Annotated in this window: 19 protein-coding genes; 11 read left to right on the top strand and 8 right to left on the bottom strand. The window is 35.8% G+C overall.

Translation table 11 applies throughout. From position 1 onward, the window contains the following. Positions 1-67 precede the first annotated feature (67 nt). Entirely contained in the window at positions 68-484 is a 417-nt protein-coding gene (locus OXQ85_RS14230; protein ID WP_267405344.1) for a helix-turn-helix domain-containing protein, read from the bottom strand. A 160-nt stretch (positions 485-644) separates the two neighbouring features. Here OXQ85_RS14230 and OXQ85_RS14225 point away from each other — a divergent pair, with 160 nt between their 5' ends. From OXQ85_RS14225 to argH, 8 genes are all read left to right on the top strand, one after another. Continuing rightward, positions 645-1,244 carry a GNAT family N-acetyltransferase gene (locus OXQ85_RS14225; RefSeq protein WP_267405343.1) on the top strand — a complete coding sequence of 200 codons (600 nt, stop codon included), beginning with the start codon at positions 645-647 and terminating at the stop codon, positions 1,242-1,244. Beyond that, complete coding sequence (gene argG, locus OXQ85_RS14220) at positions 1,216-2,409, top strand: argininosuccinate synthase (protein WP_267405342.1); 1,194 nt, start codon at positions 1,216-1,218, stop codon at positions 2,407-2,409. The genes OXQ85_RS14225 and argG overlap by 29 nt, the downstream gene beginning before the upstream one ends. A gap of 60 nt (positions 2,410-2,469) precedes the next feature. After that, the gene (gene argC, locus OXQ85_RS14215; protein ID WP_267405341.1) at positions 2,470-3,444 is read left to right on the top strand and encodes an N-acetyl-gamma-glutamyl-phosphate reductase; all 975 of its coding nucleotides are present in this window, start codon (positions 2,470-2,472) and stop codon (positions 3,442-3,444) included. A gap of 310 nt (positions 3,445-3,754) precedes the next feature. Beyond that, positions 3,755-4,894 carry an aspartate aminotransferase family protein gene (locus OXQ85_RS14210; protein ID WP_267405340.1) on the top strand — a complete coding sequence of 380 codons (1,140 nt, stop codon included), beginning with the start codon at positions 3,755-3,757 and terminating at the stop codon, positions 4,892-4,894. A 12-nt stretch (positions 4,895-4,906) separates the two neighbouring features. Continuing rightward, positions 4,907-5,863: an N-acetylornithine carbamoyltransferase gene (locus OXQ85_RS14205; RefSeq protein WP_267405339.1), complete on the top strand. Its 957-nt coding sequence runs from the start codon at positions 4,907-4,909 to the stop codon at positions 5,861-5,863. 62 nt (positions 5,864-5,925) lie between these two features. Further along, entirely contained in the window at positions 5,926-6,720 is a 795-nt protein-coding gene (gene argB, locus OXQ85_RS14200; RefSeq protein WP_267405338.1) for an acetylglutamate kinase, read from the top strand. After that, positions 6,695-7,777, top strand: a complete 1,083-nt coding sequence (locus tag OXQ85_RS14195; protein WP_267405337.1) for a M20 family metallo-hydrolase — start codon at positions 6,695-6,697, stop codon at positions 7,775-7,777. The genes argB and OXQ85_RS14195 overlap by 26 nt, the downstream gene beginning before the upstream one ends. A gap of 638 nt (positions 7,778-8,415) precedes the next feature. Beyond that, on the top strand, positions 8,416-9,720 hold the full coding sequence (gene argH, locus OXQ85_RS14190) for an argininosuccinate lyase (RefSeq protein WP_267405336.1): 1,305 nt from the start codon (positions 8,416-8,418) through the stop codon (positions 9,718-9,720). Positions 9,721-9,889: 169 nt separating this feature from the next. Here argH and OXQ85_RS14185 read toward each other — a convergent pair whose 3' ends face one another. After that, a complete protein-coding gene (locus tag OXQ85_RS14185) occupies positions 9,890-10,351 on the bottom strand; it encodes an Lrp/AsnC family transcriptional regulator (RefSeq protein ID WP_267405335.1) in 462 nt (153 codons plus the stop codon). Positions 10,352-10,595: 244 nt separating this feature from the next. Between OXQ85_RS14185 and OXQ85_RS14180 the strand changes: the two genes are divergently transcribed. The 3 genes from OXQ85_RS14180 to carB all read left to right on the top strand — a co-directional run bounded on the left by OXQ85_RS14180 (position 10,596) and on the right by carB (position 16,264). Next, a complete protein-coding gene (locus tag OXQ85_RS14180; RefSeq protein WP_267405334.1) occupies positions 10,596-11,486 on the top strand; it encodes an aspartate carbamoyltransferase catalytic subunit in 891 nt (296 codons plus the stop codon). 164 nt (positions 11,487-11,650) lie between these two features. After that, complete coding sequence (locus tag OXQ85_RS14175) at positions 11,651-12,724, top strand: carbamoyl phosphate synthase small subunit (protein ID WP_267405333.1); 1,074 nt, start codon at positions 11,651-11,653, stop codon at positions 12,722-12,724. 360 nt (positions 12,725-13,084) lie between these two features. Next, positions 13,085-16,264 (top strand): carbamoyl-phosphate synthase large subunit, encoded by a 3,180-nt coding sequence (gene carB, locus OXQ85_RS14170; RefSeq protein ID WP_267405332.1) that lies wholly within the window; start codon positions 13,085-13,087, stop codon positions 16,262-16,264. Positions 16,265-16,516: 252 nt separating this feature from the next. Here the strand turns inward: carB and OXQ85_RS14165 are convergent, their stop codons facing one another. The 6 genes from OXQ85_RS14165 to OXQ85_RS14140 all read right to left on the bottom strand — a co-directional run bounded on the left by OXQ85_RS14165 (position 16,517) and on the right by OXQ85_RS14140 (position 20,106). Continuing rightward, positions 16,517-16,810: a type II toxin-antitoxin system RelE/ParE family toxin gene (locus OXQ85_RS14165; RefSeq protein WP_267405331.1), complete on the bottom strand. Its 294-nt coding sequence runs from the start codon at positions 16,808-16,810 to the stop codon at positions 16,517-16,519. Next, positions 16,800-17,030, bottom strand: coding sequence for a hypothetical protein (locus OXQ85_RS14160; RefSeq protein WP_267405330.1), 231 nt, complete (start codon positions 17,028-17,030; stop codon positions 16,800-16,802). Before OXQ85_RS14160 ends, OXQ85_RS14165 begins: the two co-directional genes overlap by 11 nt. Positions 17,031-17,090: 60 nt before the next feature. After that, on the bottom strand, positions 17,091-17,873 hold the full coding sequence (locus OXQ85_RS14155) for an SDR family oxidoreductase (protein WP_267405329.1): 783 nt from the start codon (positions 17,871-17,873) through the stop codon (positions 17,091-17,093). Positions 17,874-18,076: 203 nt separating this feature from the next. Next, positions 18,077-18,901: an amidohydrolase family protein gene (locus tag OXQ85_RS14150; RefSeq protein WP_267405328.1), complete on the bottom strand. Its 825-nt coding sequence runs from the start codon at positions 18,899-18,901 to the stop codon at positions 18,077-18,079. 27 nt (positions 18,902-18,928) lie between these two features. Further along, positions 18,929-19,258: an L-rhamnose mutarotase gene (locus OXQ85_RS14145; protein WP_267405327.1), complete on the bottom strand. Its 330-nt coding sequence runs from the start codon at positions 19,256-19,258 to the stop codon at positions 18,929-18,931. Next, positions 19,255-20,106 carry a fumarylacetoacetate hydrolase family protein gene (locus OXQ85_RS14140; protein WP_267405326.1) on the bottom strand — a complete coding sequence of 284 codons (852 nt, stop codon included), beginning with the start codon at positions 20,104-20,106 and terminating at the stop codon, positions 19,255-19,257. The genes OXQ85_RS14145 and OXQ85_RS14140 overlap by 4 nt, the downstream gene beginning before the upstream one ends. Between the last annotated feature and the right edge of the window lie 238 nt (positions 20,107-20,344).

Genomic DNA, 20,344 nt, shown 5'->3' with positions numbered 1-20,344 from the left:
TAAGGTTTGTCGTTTTGTGGTTGTGGTTAAAATTCACAATTCATTTATTGACAATTGATTTATAATATCACTTCTTAAATCTTTCCCATTTAATCAGCATATATTTATCAGCAAATTGAGTAATAATTAAACCTGAATTTTTAAGATTCTCTTCTTTGCTCATGTATTCCACGAGTTCATGTTGTTTTAAAATTTTATACACCGGATGGAATTCTGAATGGGGTGGTCTTGTAATATTGTATTTCTTAATCCATGAACTAATCGTAACGTGGGAAACGCCGATAATTCTTTCTATTTCACGGAAGCTTAATCCCTCTAGATATAGTTGTAATGCTTTTGTTACATAGTAGTCGTCAATTTGTTTACCCAGTTTTTTTACCGTGAAATAATAGTTGCAGTCTTTGCACAGAAAGCGTTGTTTTTCATTAATGATTCCGCTTTTTACAACTTTATTACCGTTACATTTAGGACATTGATTTTCCATATATATATCTTTTTAGCAAATATATAATAATTTAGCAAAATGTTAATTTAGTGTAAAGATAATTTTACCTGCATATTTATTTTAAACAAAAATATTATCTTTTTTATTTGGTTTTTAAAGTTATTATGTTTTAAATTTGCCAAAAAATTTAGATAAATAAATGGAAATAGAAATTTCCTCATCCATACATCTGATGTATGTGAGTGAAATACAGCAGGAAATGTACGATTCTGCACAGCGAAGAGGGACGGGTATTGCGAAACGTTCCATAGAATATTTAAGTAAGAAGATTTCAGATGGCAATGCTGTGGTAGCTACTGAAAATGGGGAGTGGGTAGGTTTCTGCTATATAGAAACTTGGTCGCACGGTCAGTTTGTGGCCAACTCCGGACTGATTGTTTCACCGAAATTCAGGGAGAGGGGTGCTGCGACTTTAATCAAAAATAAAGTTTTCCAATTATCTAGAGACAAATATCCGAATGCGAAAGTTTTTGGATTAACAACGGGGCTTGCCGTGATGAAAATCAACAGCGATTTGGGCTACAAACCAGTAATTTATTCTGAATTAACTCAGGATGATGAATTCTGGAATGGCTGTAAAAGCTGTGTGAATTATGATATTTTAATGAAAAAAGAACGAAAAAACTGCCTTTGTACGGCCATGCTTTTCGTTCCTGAGAATATAACAAAAAATGGAGCTGCCCATACGCAGCCGGAAATTAAATATAGCAATGAACAAGAAAGTCATCTTAGCGTTTAGCGGAGGTTTAGATACCTCTTACTGTGCTAAATATCTTAGTGAAACACTAGGGTATGATGTGTATGCAGTTACTGTAAATACCGGAGGTTTTTCAAAAGAAGAGGAAAAAGAACTGGAGAAAAAAGCCTTAAATCTTGGGGTAAAAGAGTACAGGTGCGTAGATGCTCAGGAAGATTATTATAATTCTTGCGTGAAATATTTGATTTTTGGTAATGTGTTGAAAAACAATACTTATCCTTTGTCTGTGAGCGCAGAACGTACGATTCAGGCGCAGGAAATTGCAAAATTTGCGATTGAAGTTGGAGCTGATGCCATTGCTCACGGAAGTACAGGAGCTGGAAACGATCAGGTTCGTTTTGATCTGATTTTTCAGGTAATGTGCCCGAATGTTGAAATTATTACGCCGATTCGTGATATGGCTTTGTCTCGTGAAGAAGAAATCGAGTTTTTGAAAAGTCACGGTTACGAAATGGAATTCCATAAAGCACAATATTCTGTAAATAAAGGACTTTGGGGAACTTCAGTTGGTGGAAAAGAAACTTTGACATCAAGAAATTACCTTCCCGAAGAAGCTTTTCCTTCTCAAATTAAAGAAACTCAGCCTGCAGAATTGGAAATTGAGTTTAAAAATGGTGAAGTTGTAGCGGTAAACGGTGAAAATTTTGAACACTCGGTTTATGCCATTCAAAAAATTGAAGAGTTGGCTTCGGCTTACGGAATTGGTCGTGATATTCACGTTGGAGATACGATTGTAGGGATTAAAGGAAGAGTTGGTTTTGAAGCGGCTGCGGCATCTGTGATTATCAAAGCGCACCATTTATTGGAAAAACATACACTTTCAAAATATCAGCAGATGATGAAGTCCCAATTATCCGACTGGTACGGAAACTGGCTTCACGAAGCACTTTTCTTAGATCCTGTGATGAGAAACATCGAGTCTTTCCTGGTTGATTCTCAAAAAACAGTCAGCGGAAAAGTTTTTGTAACGCTTCATCCTTATCGGTTTATTTTGAATGGAATTGAATCTCAACATGATTTGATGTCCGATAAATTCGGAAGCTATGGTGAAGCGAACAGAGCGTGGACAGGTGATGATGTAAAAGGATATACAAAAATTGTCAGCAATTCTTTAAATATCTATCATCAGATTAATTCAGCGTTTTAACCCAGAACCCGAAGGGTTCAACAATAATAGCCGTAGGTAAAACCTATGGTAAAAATAAAAATGATTGAAATTAACAAAACAGCAGGAATTATCGGAGCCAACGGTTACACGGGAAGCGAACTGGTTCGTCTGCTGGCTTTTCATCCTCATGTGTCTTTGAGTTTTTTATATAGTCGTTCGAATTCGGGTGCAAAAATTTCAGATTTGTACCCGGATTTAGCGACAGTTTGTGAGATGGTTTTAACTGATCAGCCTGAAGAAGTTGATATTTTATTTTTATGTCTTCCTCACAAAGAAAGTCAGAATTGGCTGACTCAAAATCCTGTAAAAGATTCAACGTTGGTGATCGATTTAGGAAATGATTTTCGTTTGGATGGTAATTTAGGAGAAAGAAATTTCATCTACGGATTACCTGAAATCAACAAAAAACAACTTTCAGGAGCAAAAAGTATTGCCAATCCGGGATGTTTTGCAACTGCAATTCAGCTGGCTTTGCTTCCTTTGGCTCAAAAAGGTTTGTTGAATGAAGTATATACAACGGGAATTACGGGATCAACAGGTGCGGGACAGTCTTTACAGGCGACGACACATTTTACCTGGAGGAATGATAATATTTCGGCGTATAAAACTTTGACACATCAACATGTTGATGAGATTTTACAGCAATTAACTGCTTTTAATTCAAATGAAATTAATCTGAATTTTGTTCCATGGAGAGGGGATTTTGCGAGAGGAATTTTTACAAGTTCCACGGTGAAAACAGATGTAGAACTTACAGATATTGAACAATTGTTTAAGGATTTTTATGCAGATGAACCTTTTGTAAAGGTAAGCGAAAAAGCAATTGATCTAAAACAGGTTGTCAATACAAATCGCTGTGTGATACAGATTGAAAAATGTGGGAATGTTGCGGTCATTCACTCAGCGATTGACAATTTGTTGAAAGGAGCTTCTGGGCAAGCAGTTCAAAATATGAATATTGCCATGGGTTGGGAAGAAAATTTAGGATTGAACTTAAAGCCGATTGCTTTTTAATGTCAATTGTCAATATGTCAATTGTGAATTTTTAAAGCTCAATCAAAACCGACTTAGGAAACGGAGGCGTTAAGAAATTTTGAAAAATTTCCGTTAAAAAATTTCTCCTGTTTGAGTGGCGGGTCAAAAAAATCTTTAAGAAACGAACTTTTGCTTTCCGCCCGAGTTTAGAAATTTTAGGAAATTATTTAAAATTTTAGCCGCAGTTTCCAGTCTTGAACTTTTGTTTCTTTTGTTTCAAGACAAAAGAAAAATAATAAAGATAGTTATTAGAAAACCAACAACTATCAACCAAAAACAATCAACTAAGATGAATTTATTCAACGTATATCCATTATTCAACATAAATCCGGTAAAAGCTCAGGGATCATTTCTTTGGGATGATAAAGGAGAAAAATATCTTGATTTTTACGGAGGCCATGCTGTGATTTCTATCGGGCACAACCATCCGCATTATCAAACTCAATTAAAAAAACAGTTAGATAAAATATCTTTCTATTCAAATTCGGTTCAGAATGAATTGCAAACTGAATTGGCTGAAAAATTAGGAAAACTTTCAGGTTTGGAAGATTATAATTTATTTCTGTGTAATTCAGGAGCTGAAGCGAATGAAAATGCTTTAAAACTGGCATCTTTCCATAACGGAAAAAGCAAAGTGCTGTATTTTTCAGGTTCATTCCACGGAAGAACTTCGGCAGCGGTTTCGGTGACGGATAATCCCAAAATTGTTGCTCCGGTAAATTATGATGAAAGATTTATAAAATCTGAATGGAATAATATCGAACAACTTGAAGAGGTTTTCGAAAAACAAGGAAGTGAAATATCATCCGTTATTATTGAAGGGATTCAGGGCGTTGGCGGAATTATGATTCCAACGGTTGAATTTTTAACTAAAATCAAAGAATTGTGCGAAAAACATGATGCTGTTTTGATTTTGGATGAAGTTCAGTCAGGATACGGAAGAAGCGGCTATTTCTTTGCACATCAGGAATTCGGAATTGAAGCTGATATTATCACAACCGCAAAAGGAATGGGTAATGGTTTCCCGATTGGTGGCGTTTTGATTCATCCAAAATTTCAGGCAAGCAACGGTTTGCTGGGAACAACTTTCGGAGGAAATCACTTGGCTTGTGTTGCGGCGATTGCGGTGTTGGATGTGATGAGAGATGAAAATCTCATCGAAAATGCTCAGGAAATGGGCGCGTATATTGAAAACGAAATTAAAGATTTTCCACATATTAAAACCATCCGAAGGAAAGGGTTGATGATTGGGATTGAACTCGACAGGGATTGCTCAGAAGTGAGGAACAGCCTGTTGCACAATCATCATATTTTCACGGGAAATTCTAATGATAAGGCTGTGTTGAGGATCCTTCCGGCGCTTAACATTAAAAAAGAAGAAACTGATTTGTTCATCAGTGCTTTAAAAACTGTTTTAGAAAATCTTTAAAATCAATTCAAAATGAAAAAATTCACCTCTGTAAGTGATGTTGAAAACTTACAGGATATTATAAAAAAAGCTTTACAAATTAAAGAAAATCCTCTTTCGGAAACCGAGAAAGGAAAAGGAAAAACCATCGGACTTGTATTTTTAAATTCAAGCTTGAGAACTCGTTTAAGCAGTCAAATTGCGGCGCAAAATTTAGGCTTAAATGTTTTAACATTAAATGCCGCTCAGGAAGCATGGAACTTAGAATTTGCGGACGGGGCGGTGATGAACGGCGACACCGTTGAGCATATCAAAGATGCGATTGAAGTCTTAAATCAATATTGTGACATCATTGCAGTTCGTTGTTTTGCAGGAATGAAAAGCAAGGAAGATGACGTTAACGAAAGTATTTTAAGCCAGTTTGAGCAACACGCAAAAGTTCCGGTTATTTCTTTGGAATCTGCGACTCGTCACCCTTTACAAAGTTTGGCAGATTGCATTACAATTACCGAAAACTGGAAAGAAGAGCGTAAACCTAAAGTGGTTTTAACTTGGGCACCTCACATCAAACCGATTGCTCATGCCGTAGGAAATTCTTTTGCAGAATGGATGCAGGAAATGGATGTTGAGTTGGTAATCGCCAATCCTGAAGGTTATGATTTGGATAAAAACTTCACCAAAGATGTGAAAGTGATTCACAACCAAGACGAAGCATTAAAAGATGCCGATTTTATCTATGTTAAAAACTGGTCGTGTTTTGATGACTATGCGGCAATGCCAGAAGTGAAAGAAAGTTGGATGTTGACAAATGAAAAACTGGAGAATACCAATCAGGCAAAGGTAATGCACTGTCTTCCGGTTCGTCGAAATGTCGAGTTAAGTGATGAGGTGATGGATGGTGAAAATTCTATCATTTATCAGCAGGCAAAAAATCGAATTTTTTCGGCTCAGGCAGTTTTCTCGGAAATCTTGGATGAGTTGAATTCTTAATAATAACTGAACCTCATAGGTTTCAAAAACCTATGAGGTTTGACAATCAAAATGTATAAAAAATGAAAGAAAAATTATACATCATAAAAATTGGCGGGGCATTAATCGATAATGAGGAATTATTGGAACAATTTCTAGAGCAGTTTTCTGAAATTCAGGAAAAGAAAATTTTGGTACACGGCGGTGGAAAATTGGCAACAACTTTAGCTGATAAATTAGGAATTGAGCAGAAGCTGGTGAATGGACGAAGAATCACGGATAAAGATACTTTGGATATTGTGGCGATGGTGTATGCGGGAGGGATCAATAAAAATATTGTCGCAAAACTTCAGCATAAAAAATGCAAAGCCATTGGATTTTCAGGAGCAGATGCGAATCTGATTAAAGCAAAAAAAAGAGAAAACGAAGAAATAGATTTCGGATTTGTAGGCGATATTACCGAAAAAAGTATCAATAAAAAATTAATTTCAAAATTGCTTAAACTGGAATTGGTTCCTGTGTTTTCAGCAATTACTCACGATAAAAAAGGTCATCTTTTCAACACCAATGCAGATACGATTGCTTCGGTTATTGCTCAGTCTTTATCGGTAAAATATGATGTTGAATTGTTGTATTGTTTCGATAAAGAAGGCGTTTTGGAAGATGTAAACAATCCTGAATCCGTTATAAAAAATATTTCTGAAGAAGAATTTTCAACCTTAAAAGAGGAAGGAAAACTTCACAAAGGAATTTTACCCAAGTTGGAAAACGCTTTGGGAGCTGTAAAAAATAATGTAAATAAGGTATTCTTAATTAAAGAAACCGAACTAAAAAACCATATAGAACATCATCATGCAGGAACTGAAATCTGTTTATAGTAAAGAAGAATTACTGAATAATGCAGTAGAATTGTTGAAAAAACTGATTGAAATTCCGTCATTCAGCAAAGACGAATTTAATACGTCTGTGGAAATTGAAAATTTTTTCAAAAAACATCAGATTCCGACAAAACGTTTTAAAAATAACATCTGGGCAGTGAATAAAAATTTTGATGTTTTCAAGCCGTCAATTTTGCTGAATACGCATCACGATACCGTAAAACCGAATAAAGCATACACGCTGGATCCGTTTTTCCCAATTGAAAAAGACGGAAAATTATTCGGATTGGGAAGCAACGATGCAGGCGCTTCTTTGGTTTCGATGGCGCAGGTTTTTTTACATTTTTTTGATAAAGAAGATTTAAAATATAATTTAGTTATTGCTTTGACGGCCGAGGAGGAGATTTCAGGGTTTGATGGGATCGAAGCTTTATTTCCGCAGCTTCCGAATGTGGAGCTCGCCATTGTAGGAGAGCCAACGCAGATGAATCTGGCGATTGCGGAAAAAGGACTTTTGGTTATTGATGGGGAAATGAAAGGTACTCCTTCTCACGCCGCTCATCCGAATAACGATAACTCGATTGTGAAATGTATGGAAGATTTGCAACAAATTCTGAGCTTCAAATTTCCAAAAGTTTCGGATTATTTGGGTGAGGTAAAGGTAACGTTATCAGGAATTCATGCCGGAGTTCAGCATAATGTCGTTCCGGAATCTTGTGCTTTTACTTTAGATGTGAGAGTTACGGATGAATATTCTAATAAAGAAGCATTTGAAATCATCCAATCACAGATGAAATCAACTTTAACGGCAAGATCCTTTAGATTAAATTCTTCAAAAATTGAAATGGAGCATCCGTTTGTTCAAGCCGGTTTGGAAATTGGAAGGACAACTTACGGTTCGCCAACTTCATCCGATCAGGCGATTATTCCTTGTACATCTGTAAAGCTGGGGCCTGGCGACAGTAGGCGCTCTCATACTGCCGATGAATTTATTTTCGTCGAAGAAATTGCAGAGGGAATTGAAATTTATATCAAGATTTTGGAGAAGGTTTTATAAGCTGGAAGCAGAAAACCTGATGATGGAGGTTTATGAACTCTGCAAAAAATGACTTAGGAAGCGGAGGCGTTAAGAAAATTGAAATTTAATCCGTTAAAAAATTCCCACTGTTTGAGCACGGGAGAAATTTTGAACCGAAGAACAAATATTCAATTCGCACGAGTTTTGGGATTTTTAGAGAATAAAAATATTTTTTAGCGGAAGTTTCCAAGTCTTGAAATAACATTCGCCGACTTTACGGAGGCAATTTTTGTTTCTTTTGTTTGACTACGTCGAATCTTCGATTTCAAGACAAAAGAAAAATATAATAAAAAAATAGTTTTTTCATTTAAGTGGATTGAAGAATTTTTTTTGATAATATTAAATGGATTTCTCGTTCGTCGGAATGAGAAGATGAATAAAATAAAGAATGAAGATAAAGCGGTTGGTAGTCAACTTCCAGCATCAGGCTTCTAACTCAAATATGTTTTGACCTTACTCAGCAGGCGATGAAGTTTGAATATTTTTAATAAAGATTTATGCAAAAATTAAAATTAAAAATGAAGGCTTTACCATGTGGAAATGTTTATTGCTTGTACAAAATAATAAGGGCGTCCTGCTGAGTTTTCAAAACAGACTAAATTTTTAAAGAAAAAAATATGAAAAAGATATGGCAGAAGGATGACCTTGCCACCAATATATTAGTTAATAAATTTACAGTCGGGAAGGATCTTGACTTTGATGAGCGTTTGGCAAAATATGATGTTAAAGGTTCGATGGCGCACTGTAAAATGTTGGCAGAAGTTGGAATTATTTCCAACGAAGAATCGAAGCAGATGTTGTCTGTTTTAGCAGAAATTTTAGAAGATATTGAAAACGGAACTTTTGAAATTGATAAAAGTGCGGAAGATATTCACTCTCAGGTCGAATCTATTTTAATTGAAAAACTAGGTGATACCGGAAAGAAAATTCACACGGCGCGTTCAAGAAACGACCAGGTTTTATTAGATATTAAACTGTATTTGGTTGATGAAATCCGTGAAATTACTGCTTTAACGGACGAATTCTTTCAAATATTAATCAAATTGGCAGACCAACATAAAAACGTGTTGCTTCCGGGATATACGCATTTGCAGATTGCTATGCCTTCATCATTTGGATTATGGTTCGGAGCGTATGCAGAAGCGTTGTTGGATGATGTTGAAATGCTTTTTTCGGTAAAAAATATCATCAATAAAAATCCATTGGGCTCGGCGGCGGGTTATGGCTCGTCTTTCCCGATTGATCGTGAGAGTACGACGTATAATTTAGGCTTTCAGTCGATGAACTATAATTCCGTTTACGCTCAAATGACGCGTGGAAAATCTGAAAAAATGTTGTCGATGGCAATGGCAACTTTGGCGGGAACTTTAGGCAAGTTTTCTTACGATGTTTGCCTTTATTTAAGTCAGAATTTTGATTTTATAAGCTTTCCTAAAGAGTTTACAACGGGAAGCAGCATTATGCCTCACAAGAAAAATCCGGATATTTTCGAGTTGGTTCGTGCACGTTGCAACAGAATTCAGTCGTTGCCGAATGAGTTCATTTTGTTGACGAATAATCTTCCTTCAGGTTATCATAGAGATATGCAGTTGACGAAGGAAATTCTTTTCCCGGCAATTGATTCATTAAAAGAATGTCTAGAAATTTTAAATTATACGTTACCAAACATTCAGGTAAAAGACGGAATTCTTGAAGACGAAAAGTATAAATATCTTTTCAGCGTTGAGAAAATAAATGAAGAAGTGAAAAACGGGAGTTCATTTCGCGATGCGTATGTAAAAGTAGGACAGGAGATTGAAAATAATGAGTTTGATTTTGAAATCGGAAATCTTAATCACACCCATCAGGGAAGTATAGGAAATCTTTGTCTGGATAAAATAGAATATCAGTTTAATAAACTGAAAAATAAATTATTGGGTTGATTTTAAACAAAAGAATGTTTAAGATTGATGATGAGATGCTTCGACAAGCTCAGCATGACAACGCTACAAATGAATCGCTAATAAAAAACGTTAGTATTAGAGATGTTATGCTGAGCGAAGTCGAAGCATCTTTAATTTATTAAGAAAAAGATTAGGTTTAAATAAAATTTTAATCCAAATCAATTTTAAACTTAGTCGATTTTTTAACCTCGTGAAGTACGATTGAGCTGTGATACTGTCCGATATTGGGAATATTTGAAATGATATTGACGGCAAATTCATTATAAGAGTTAATATCCTTTGCAATGATTTTTAGCATATAATCATATTCGCCGGACAGGCTAATGATTTCCTGAACTTCATCGTGTTTGCCAATGTTTTTTTCGAATGTTTCCAAAACTTTCTGAGATTGCTCTTTCAGACGAACATTACAGTACACCACGATATTCAAGCCCAGTTTTTCACGATTCAAAAGACCCACATATTTCTCTATAATTCCGTTTTTCTCCAGTTGTTTGATTCTTTCATAGGTTGGAGTAAAGGTAAGACCAATCTTTTCGGAGATTTCTTTCACTGATAAAGTAGAGTCTTCCTGAATTATGCTGAGAATCATTCTGTCTTTTAAATCCATATAATAAGGTTGAGTTGTAACAAAAATAATATATATAAATGAAAATAACGAGAGATTAAGATTTTTTAATCTAAATCAAAATTAGATTTTGTCGGTTTGTAAAATTTTTGTATCTTTGCACCTAATGAATAACACAGTATTTATATCATTAGAATTACCGGGCGCAGACGCCCTTTACGATATTTATTTATATTAAGCGAAGATATTTTCTTCGCTTTTTTTTTTGTAAAAAATTTAAGATATTATGTTTACAATTACAGAACTAAGCACCGAGAGAATCAACAGTATAGTAACAGAAGCGCTGGCTTTTGCGAACGGAAAAACAGCTAAAATAGAAGGCGAAGTTTTTTGTTCCAATCTTTTCTTTGAAGACAGTACGAGAACGAAAACAAGTTTTGATATTGCCGAAAGAAAATTAGGCTTACAGGTGGTTCCCTTTGATGCCTCTCACAGTTCGGTAAATAAAGGCGAAAGTTTATATGATACGGTAAAAACCATTGAAAGTGTCGGGGTAAATCTTGTCGTGATCAGAGATAAAAAAGACAGATATTTTGAAGAATTAAAAAACATAAAAATTCCTGTCATCAATGGAGGTGACGGAACGGGAAACCACCCATCTCAATGTATGCTGGATTTAATGACAATTTATCAGGAATTTGGAAAATTTGAAGGTTTAAAAATAGGAATCGTTGGAGATGTAAAACATAGCCGCGTTGCCAATTCAAACGCTGAGGCATTAAGAAGATTAGGTGCAAAAGTATACTTCTCAGGACCTGAACAATGGTTTGATGAAGGTGCTTTAATCAACGGAACGTATTTAAATGTTGATGAATTAATTGCTGAGGTTGATGTTTTAATGTTATTAAGAATCCAACATGAAAGGCACGATTCACAAATGAGTTTCTCTGCTTCAGATTACCACAGAAAATATGGTTTGACGAAAGAAAGAGAAAAAGCAATGAAAAAGGAAGCCATCATCATGCACCCAGCTCCGATCAACAGAGGAGTAGAAATTGATACAGATTTGGTAGAATGTGAACGTTCAAGAGTTTTCAAACAAATGCAGAACGGCGTTTTCGCAAGAATGGCCATTTTAAAAGAAGCTTTGGAGCAACAAGGGTTTACTTTTAAGTAAGAGCCAAGTAAAAAGATAAAAGTAAAAAGTTGGCGAGCCCTGAAAGGGCGACCTGTTAATAGATACGGGTGAAACCCGTGGTAAAGAATAAAGATAGAAAGAGCTCCGTAGGAGCGATCTATTAATTAAGATAATAAATAAATAATAAGAGATAAAAGTTTAAAATGAAGAAAAAGTTAATACTGGAGTCCGGTGAAGTGTTTCATGGAGAAGGTTTCGGAGCAGAATTGGAAACTGCAGGAGAAGTAGTTTTCAATACCGGAATGACAGGGTATCAGGAACTGATCTCTGACCCGTCTTATTGCGGTCAGATTGTGTGTATGACCTATCCATTAATCGGAAACTATGGGATTAATAGAGATGATTATGAGAGTATAGAGCCGGCTATCAAAGGGCTTATCGTAAAAGAGCTTTGTGATTTGCCGTCGAATTTCCGTACTCAGATTACTTTAGATGAATTATTTAAAAAGAAAAAGCTTTCAGGAATTTCAGGCATCGACACCAGAAGGCTGACAAGAATTCTTCGTAACTACGGAGTGGTGAAAGGAAAAATCGTAAACGCTGATGCAGACGAAAGCACAGTCGTTTCAGAATTGAAATCAACAAATTTCTCAACCAATCAGGTGGAGCAGGTTTCTACAAAAACACCTTACGCAAACCCAGGAAGAGGTTTGAAAGTTGTGTTGGTAGATTTTGGTTCTAAATTAGGAATTATCAGAGAGTTATCTCAAAGGAATTGCGACATTACGGTAGTTTCTCAAGATGTAACAGCAGAAGAAATTTTGTTGATGAATCCTGACGGAGTAATGTTGTCAAACGGTCCTGGAGATCCTGAAGATAACCAACAGGCTCTTGAAATGATTAACGGGATTCTAGGAAAAGTTCCAATTTTTGGAATCTGCTTAGGACACCAATTGATCGGCTTGGCTTGTGGAGCAAAAACTTTCAAATTAAAATTCGGACATAGAGGAGGAAATCACCCTGTGTTAGATTTAGAGAAAAATACAGTTGCGATCACTTCTCAAAACCACGGTTATGCAGTGAATCAGGAAAGTTTGAAAAATACAGACTTAATTGAAACACATATCGCATTGAACGACAGAACAAACGAAGGTTTGAAGCACAAAATTCACCCTTGTTTCTCAGTTCAGTATCATCCGGAAGCAAGTCCAGGTCCAGAAGATGCGAACTATTTATTTGATGAATTTATCCAGTTAATGGAAGATTTTAAAAAGTAGAATATAAATTTGGGCAGCTTAATCCGCCCGTAGTTTATCCTGAGCGAAGTCGAAGGGCTGCCAATCTTTTTGCAGAACTTTTCAGCTAAAATAGAAAAATCAGGATGGCAAAAAAGGATTTCCGCTCAAGTCGGGCTGCGTGCATTCGCCGCTGAAATTAAATATCAGAATTCAACGAATCCGAAGGATTCAATATGAATAGCCGTAGGTGCAACCTATGAAGAACGGTGAAACAACCAAGAACAGAACCATGAAATGGTTCAACAACAGTAGCCGTGGGTGAAACCTATGGAATACGGTTGAAACAAACATCATCAGAACCCGAAAGGGTTCAACATTAACAAAAAGGATAAATTTAAAATGAAAAGAAACGACATAAAAACAATTTTAGTAATCGGTTCAGGTCCAATCATCATCGGTCAGGCGGCGGAATTTGATTACGCAGGAACGCAGGCTTGTCTGTCTTTGAAGGAAGAAGGCTACAAGGTAATTTTGATTAACTCAAACCCTGCAACGATTATGACAGATGTTGAAATCGCAGATAAAGTATACATCGAGCCGATTTCACTTCAGTTTGTAAGTCATATTATCAGAAAAGAGCGTCCAGACGCGCTTTTACCTACTTTGGGAGGACAAACTGGTCTGAACATGGCGGTAGAGTTAGAAAAATCAGGGATTCTTGAAGAATGCAAAGTTGAAGTGTTGGGAACTAAACTATCAGCCATCAACAGAGCGGAAGATAGAGATTTGTTCCGTGAACTGATGAGAGAATTAAACGAACCAGTTCCAGAATCTGACATCGTAAACACGGTAGAAGGAGCTTTGAATTTCGCGGACAATATCGGTTATCCTGTCATTGTTCGTCCTGCCTTTACAATGGGTGGAACAGGAGGAGGTATCGCTTCCAACGAGGTTGAATTAAAAGAAATTGCTGAATTAGGATTAAAACACAGTCCGGTAACGCAGTGTTTGATTGAAAAATCAATCGCAGGTTTCAAAGAAATTGAATACGAAGTAATGCGTGATGCAAACGACAACGCGATTGTGGTTTGTAACATGGAAAATATCGATCCGGTTGGGGTTCACACAGGAGATTCAATCGTTGTGGCGCCTTCTCAGACGCTCTCAGACAGAGAATATCAGTTGTTGAGAAATGCTTCCCTGAAAATCATCAGAGCATTAGGAATCGAAGGGGGATGTAACGTACAGTTGGCGTTAGACCCGCATTCATTTGATTATTATATCATCGAAGTAAACCCGAGAGTTTCACGTTCATCAGCGTTAGCATCAAAAGCAACAGGTTATCCGATTGCTAAAATCGCTGCTAAAATCGCTGTAGGATTAACTTTAGATGAAATCATGAATCCGGTTACAGGAAAGACTTACGCATGTTTCGAACCAGCTTTAGATTATGTTGTAACTAAATTCCCAAGATTCCCGTTCGATAAATTCGAAACGGCGGACAGAAGATTATCAACCCAGATGAAAGCGACAGGTGAAGTAATGGCCATCGGAAGAAATTTCGAAGAGTCTTTACAGAAAGCCATCCGTTCTTTGGAAACCGGAATTAGACATATTGGTTTAAAAACTAAGCAAGCAGCAGCTTTAACGGCTGAAGAAATCGAAAGAAGAATCAGAGTTTGTGATGACGAGAGATTGTTCATCATCGGTGATGCCTTAAGAAGAGGTTATGACTGGGAACAAATCGTAGAATGGAGTAAAATCGATAAATTCTTCATCTGGAAAATTAAGAAATTAATTGATTTCGAAAAGACAATTGCTGAAAATAAATTCAATAAAGAAATTGTATTAGAAGCTAAAAAATTAGGTTTCGCAGATGTAAACATTGCGGTTCTTTGGAACGTAACGGAGCGTGAAGTTTTCAATTTCAGAAAAGAAAACGGAGTAATGCCGGTTTACAAAATGGTAGACACTTGTGCGGCAGAATTCGAATCTGAAACCCCATATTTCTACGGAACTTACGAAGAAGAAAACGAAAGTGTTGCTTCTGATAAAGAAAAAATCGTCGTTCTGGGTTCAGGACCTATCAGAATCGGACAAGGTGTTGAGTTTGATTACGCGACAGTTCACTCAGTTTGGGCAATCAAAGAGATGGGTTACGAAGCGATCATCATCAACAATAACCCTGAAACGGTTTCTACAGACTTCTCGATTTCAGATAAATTATACTTCGAGCCTTTAACGGAAGAAGATGTAATGAACATCATCGATCTTGAAAAACCAAAAGGAGTTGTGGTTCAGTTTGGTGGACAAACGGCGATTAACTTAGCAGATAAACTGGCTTCTCATGGAGTTCAGATTTTAGGAACTTCTCTGGAAGATTTAGACAGAGCTGAAAACAGAGATAAGTTCGAAAAAGCTCTTCAGGAAATGGGAATTCCACAACCTTTAGGAAAAACATCAACATCGAAAGAAGAAGCGATAAAAATTGCCAACGAAATCGGTTATCCGGTTCTGGTTCGTCCGAGCTACGTTTTGGGAGGTAGAGCGATGGAAATTGTGTATACCGAAGCAGAATTGGCTCATTACATGGAGTTTGCGGTAGACGCAAGCCCGGAACACCCTGTTTTGGTCGACCGATACATGGTTGGAAAAGAAATCGAAGTAGATGCCATTTGCGACGGTGAAACAGTGGTAATTCCTGGAATTATGGAGCACATCGAAAGAGCGGGAGTTCACTCCGGAGACTCGATTGCCGTGTATCCACCACAAAATATTTCACAAAGTGAGGTTGATACTTTGGTAGATTATACTAAAAGATTAGCAAAAGGACTAAAAGTAATAGGATTAATGAACATCCAGTACGTTCTTTTTGATGGAAATGTGTATGTGATCGAGGTAAACCCACGTTCATCGAGAACGGTTCCATTTTTATCTAAAATTACAGATGTTCCGATGGCAAACCTGGCTACAAAAGCTATTTTAGGTCAGAAACTGAAAGATTTAGGCTACGAAAGCGGCTTGGTTCCGAACAAAGAAGGTGTTTTTGTAAAAGTTCCTGTGTTCTCTTTCTCAAAACTGACGAAAGTTGACATCTCTTTAGGTCCAGAAATGAAGTCTACAGGAGAGGTTATGGGGAAAGATACAACGCTGGAAAAAGCGCTTTACAAAGGTTTGGTTGCTGCAGGAATGAAACTTCCTACTCACGGTTCGATCTTGTTCACAGTTGCAGATAAGCACAAGCAGGAAGCGGCAGATTTGGCGGCAAGATTTCATGAAGTTGGTTTCAGAATCTGGGCAACGGAAGGAACGGCAAAATTCTTCGAAGAAAAAGGAATTCCTTGCAAAATCGGATATAAAATAGATGAAGATAATGTAAATCTGATCGATCTGATCCAGAAAGGTAAGGTTCAGTACGTAGTAAACACGACTACGAAAGGGAAGCAAGCTGAAAGAGACGGTTTCCAGATCAGAAGAATGAGTGTTGAAAACGGTGTACCTTGTTTAACATCAATGGATACGGTTGAAGCCATCTTAAAAGTTCTTGAAAGTATGAGTTTCAAAATGGAAACGATGTAGTTTTCGGATTAAGATATTTTTAAAACGCATCTCTTTTGAGGTGCGTTTTTTTGTTTTTACGACATAGGAAAATGAAGCGTTAAGAAAATTAAAAATTAAAATTCCCACTGTTCAAAGCGCGAGGCAAATGTTCAATCAAAAGACAAATGTTTGATTCGCGCAAGTTTTAAGAATTTTATGATTGAATTTTAATTTTTAGTGGAAGTTTCCAAGTCTTGAACTTTTGGTTCTTTGTTTCAAAACAAAAGAATTTTAGGGATACTTTTCAGGATTTTGCGAGGTATGAAAAACTCTTGCAACCACAATGATTTTAGCATCTTTATCAATTGTGTAAAATATCAGAAAAGGATATTTTTTCATTAATTTTCCATGAAAATCCTCAAACCAAATTTTAAAATAAGGATTTTTAGAAATAGTATTTAAACTAGATTTAAAATCTCTGAAAAAATTATCGGCTATTTTTTTAGTGGCTTTAGTTTTATAGTAAAGATAGGAGTGTTCAATATCTGCTTTTGCTTCATCAGAAATGATAATCTTAAATGCCATATTTTGAATTCATTTCATTAAGAAAAGTATCAATTTCTGTGTGTTGTTCGTAGGATCTTTTTTTTATTTCACGAAGACTTTCTTTTTGTTCTTCAGACAGTTTAAAATCAGTATTTTCTTCTTCTAAAATTCCTTCAATATACCCTAAGATTCTCTCCAAAATATTTTCTGGAGCATCTTTAAGAATTTTGTTGATGTTTTTTAATGTAGCAGATTCCATCTTTTTTGTTTTAAACAAATTTATAAATTTCTTTTAATTTAAATAAAACTAAAGTCATTTTTATCCCAAACTCCTATCCAAATGCACATATCCACCATCTACATGAATCAATTGTCCCGTTGTATGCGAAGATTTTTCAGATAACAAAAACGCAACCATATTCGCAATTTCTTCTGAAGTTGTCATTCTGTTTTCTAAAGGAATTTTGGAAGTAATCGTTTTCAGTTTTTCTTCCGGATTTTCAAAAGTAGAAATCCAAGATTGGTAAAGCGGAGTCCATGCTTCTGCAACAATCACAGCATTCACACGAATATTGTAAGGTAAAAGTTCTACCGCCCATTCTCTTGTCAACGCATTTCTTGCCCCATTCGCAGCTGCATAACCAGAAGTTCCGCCTTGTCCGGTTTCTGCTGTTTTACTTCCAATATTTACAATCGAACCTTTACTTTCCTTCAAATAGGGAAGAGCATGATGCACCAAAAGATAATAGTGTACCACATTTTTGTGATAGGACGACATAAATCCTTCATACGAACCGTTTTCCAAACCAACACCGTCATTGACTCCAGCGTTATTGACGATTCCATCAATTTTCCCATATTTTTTTACCACTTCATCAATCGCTTTTTTACATTCTTCGGGTTGAGAAAGTTCAGCAGTTACAAAATCTGCTTTTCCTTCATTATTAATAATTTCCTGAACAGCTTTTTTGTTATCTTCTTCATTTCTTCCGATGATGATTGGGAAAGCTTTTTCTTCGGCCAAGATTTTAGCAATTCCGTTTCCGATGCCTTTTGCACCGCCACTTATGATAATTATTTTATTATCTAGATTTAAATTCATGTTTTTGTTTTTAAACGCAAAGTACGCAAAGATTTTTTTTAACTACTACCCATTTTTAAGTTCGCAAAGGCGTTTCACTTAGCAAAGATCTCAAAGGTTTTTAATGCTTTAAATTTTCAAAATAAAAATCTTGATTTTTTAACTTATGTGCTCTAAATATTTTCAAAATTTTAACTTAAATCTAATGTGACTTATGTGGTTAATTATAAATTGTAAAATTTCACAGCATTTCCAAAGAAAAAAAGTTCCTGTTCTTCCTGAGAAAATTGAGTTAGATATTTTGAAATCAATTCCAACCACAATGTATAATTTCCGCCCAATAACATTACAGGCCAATCACTTCCGAAAACCAATCTCCTAATTCCGAACTCAAAAAACACAAAATCTAAAGTTTCAAAAATTAATTTTTCATCAATCAAATTCCAATTTCCTTGCGTTAAAAGTCCTGAAATTTTACAATACATATTCGGGTTTTTCGCTAATTCTGATATATTCGATTTCCAGTCTTTTAGATCATTCGTTTTCAAATCTGGTTTTCCGCAATGATCTAAAATGAAAGGTTGATTAGGTAATTTTTCCGTAAGCTTTACAGCATCCAAAAGTTGATGTTGCCTTAACAAAATATCAAAAGTGTAATTAAATTGATGAAGCATTTTGATTCCATTAAGGACATTTTCTTGCAATAAAAATCCCATTTCTTCACCTTCTGCAATATGCCTGAAACCTTTAATTAATTTTTCAAACTGATACTTTTGAAGCGATTCTTCCAATTTTTCGGAAGTCAAATCAATCCAACCGACAATTCCTTTGATAAAAGGATTTTCTTTCGCTAAATTCAACAAAAAAGAAGTCTCCTCATCACTTTGATCTGCCTGAACTGCAATACAACCTTCAACCTGATTTTCATTTAAACAAAACGAAAAATCCTGTGGCAAAAAATCTCTCCGAATTGCAGTCATTTCATTCGTAATCCAGGGATCTCGAATCGGATCAAACTTCCAAAAATGTACGTGAGAATCGATAATCATAATCTATTATTTTTACTAAAATCAAATTTACAGTGAAAATATTTGAGTCATCACTTTCCATTTCTCTCCAGGCTTAGAATTGGGCAACTGTTGCTGAAATTTCCACATCAGTTCTTCCCATTCCTGAACTTTATAATTATTTTTATCCGCTTCATTTTTAGCTTCAAAAGAAAAATTTTCATCCACCTCAATCATCATCATTAACCGATTCTGAACACGATAAATTTCCATGTTCGTAATCCCCGAATCTAAAATACTTTGCCTGATTTCTGGCCAAACATTTTGATGGTATTTTTCGTATTCTGCGATTAATTCAGAATTATCAATAAGGTCTAAAGCAAGACAATATTTTTTCATTCGTCGTATGCTTTTACTTTTTGAGTGCTGCTTCCCAAACCGTCAATTCCTAATTCAACAACATCCCCAGCTTTTAGATACCAAGGTTCAGGTTTTTGTCCCAAACCAACACCAGCAGGCGTTCCTGTCGTGATCACATCGCCTGGAAGCAATGTCATAAACTGACTGATATAGCTCACCACAAAAGGGATATTGAAAATCAAGTTTGAAGTATTTCCATCCTGCAAAATTTGTCCATTAACTTTTAACCAAAGACGTAAATTATGAACATCTTCAATTTCGTCCGGAGTCGCAATGAAAGGTCCAATCGGTGCAAACGTATCGCAGCTTTTTCCTTTTACCCATTGTCCGTTTCGCTCGATTTGAAAGGCTCTTTCACTATAATCATTGTGCAAAACATATCCTGCAACATGCTCAAGTGCATTTTCTTCGGAAATATAACTTGCTTTTTTTCCAATAACAACTGCCAATTCAACTTCCCAATCAGTTTTTGTACTGTTTTTAGGGATAATCAAATCATCATTCGGACCAACAATCGCTGAAGTCGCCTTAAAAAACAAGATAGGTTCCTGTGGAATCGGAGCATTGGTTTCTGCCGCGTGATCTTTATAGTTCAAGCCCACACAAATAATTTTAGAAGGCCTTGCCAAAGGGGCTCCCAATCTTTCTTCTGAAGAAATTTCGGGTAAATTATGCGTGTGTATTTCAGATTTTAATCTTTCAATGGCATCACCGGAAAAGAAGTTTTCATCGTAATCTTTTATCAGATGAGAAACGTCATATCTTTTTTCACCGATAATGACTCCTGGTTTTTCCTGTCCCTGTTTTCCGAATTTTATTAATTTCATTTTTAAATTTTATTAATTTTATTTTTGCCTAATTTTTTTTAACACAAAGAGCGCTAAGTTTTTTTATATTGTTATATATATATCATTCGCAAAGGCGTTTCACTCAGCAAATGATAACTGATTTTTACAATTACTTGTTGAAAACTTAAAGTAAGAAATATTGCTATCATTTGCTGAACGAAGTGCCCTTGCGAACGAAATTTTTTTATCAGTTTTATTTGTAATCTTTGCGAACATT

It is taken from the genome of Chryseobacterium sp. GM_Chr_2, from assembly GCF_026540445.1.
Taxonomy (GTDB): domain Bacteria; phylum Bacteroidota; class Bacteroidia; order Flavobacteriales; family Weeksellaceae; genus Chryseobacterium.
The sequence above is the reverse complement of the archived record's forward strand: the minus strand, read 5'-3'. Positions and strand labels throughout refer to the sequence as shown.

Bases quoted from the DNA above. Each gene is read 5' to 3' on its own strand.
- OXQ85_RS14230 (WP_267405344.1), bottom strand. From the start codon at position 484: ATGGAAAATCAATGTCCTAAATGTAACGGTAATAAAGTTGTAAAAAGC.
- OXQ85_RS14225 (WP_267405343.1), top strand. From the start codon at position 645: ATGGAAATAGAAATTTCCTCATCCATACATCTGATGTATGTGAGTGAA.
- argG (WP_267405342.1), top strand. From the start codon at position 1,216: ATGAACAAGAAAGTCATCTTAGCGTTTAGCGGAGGTTTAGATACCTCT.
- argC (WP_267405341.1), top strand. From the start codon at position 2,470: ATGATTGAAATTAACAAAACAGCAGGAATTATCGGAGCCAACGGTTAC.
- OXQ85_RS14210 (WP_267405340.1), top strand. From the start codon at position 3,755: ATGAATTTATTCAACGTATATCCATTATTCAACATAAATCCGGTAAAA.
- OXQ85_RS14205 (WP_267405339.1), top strand. From the start codon at position 4,907: ATGAAAAAATTCACCTCTGTAAGTGATGTTGAAAACTTACAGGATATT.
- argB (WP_267405338.1), top strand. From the start codon at position 5,926: ATGAAAGAAAAATTATACATCATAAAAATTGGCGGGGCATTAATCGAT.
- OXQ85_RS14195 (WP_267405337.1), top strand. From the start codon at position 6,695: ATGCAGGAACTGAAATCTGTTTATAGTAAAGAAGAATTACTGAATAAT.
- argH (WP_267405336.1), top strand. From the start codon at position 8,416: ATGAAAAAGATATGGCAGAAGGATGACCTTGCCACCAATATATTAGTT.
- OXQ85_RS14185 (WP_267405335.1), bottom strand. From the start codon at position 10,351: ATGGATTTAAAAGACAGAATGATTCTCAGCATAATTCAGGAAGACTCT.
- OXQ85_RS14180 (WP_267405334.1), top strand. From the start codon at position 10,596: ATGTTTACAATTACAGAACTAAGCACCGAGAGAATCAACAGTATAGTA.
- OXQ85_RS14175 (WP_267405333.1), top strand. From the start codon at position 11,651: ATGAAGAAAAAGTTAATACTGGAGTCCGGTGAAGTGTTTCATGGAGAA.
- carB (WP_267405332.1), top strand. From the start codon at position 13,085: ATGAAAAGAAACGACATAAAAACAATTTTAGTAATCGGTTCAGGTCCA.
- OXQ85_RS14165 (WP_267405331.1), bottom strand. From the start codon at position 16,810: ATGGCATTTAAGATTATCATTTCTGATGAAGCAAAAGCAGATATTGAA.
- OXQ85_RS14160 (WP_267405330.1), bottom strand. From the start codon at position 17,030: ATGGAATCTGCTACATTAAAAAACATCAACAAAATTCTTAAAGATGCT.
- OXQ85_RS14155 (WP_267405329.1), bottom strand. From the start codon at position 17,873: ATGAATTTAAATCTAGATAATAAAATAATTATCATAAGTGGCGGTGCA.
- OXQ85_RS14150 (WP_267405328.1), bottom strand. From the start codon at position 18,901: ATGATTATCGATTCTCACGTACATTTTTGGAAGTTTGATCCGATTCGA.
- OXQ85_RS14145 (WP_267405327.1), bottom strand. From the start codon at position 19,258: ATGAAAAAATATTGTCTTGCTTTAGACCTTATTGATAATTCTGAATTA.
- OXQ85_RS14140 (WP_267405326.1), bottom strand. From the start codon at position 20,106: ATGAAATTAATAAAATTCGGAAAACAGGGACAGGAAAAACCAGGAGTC.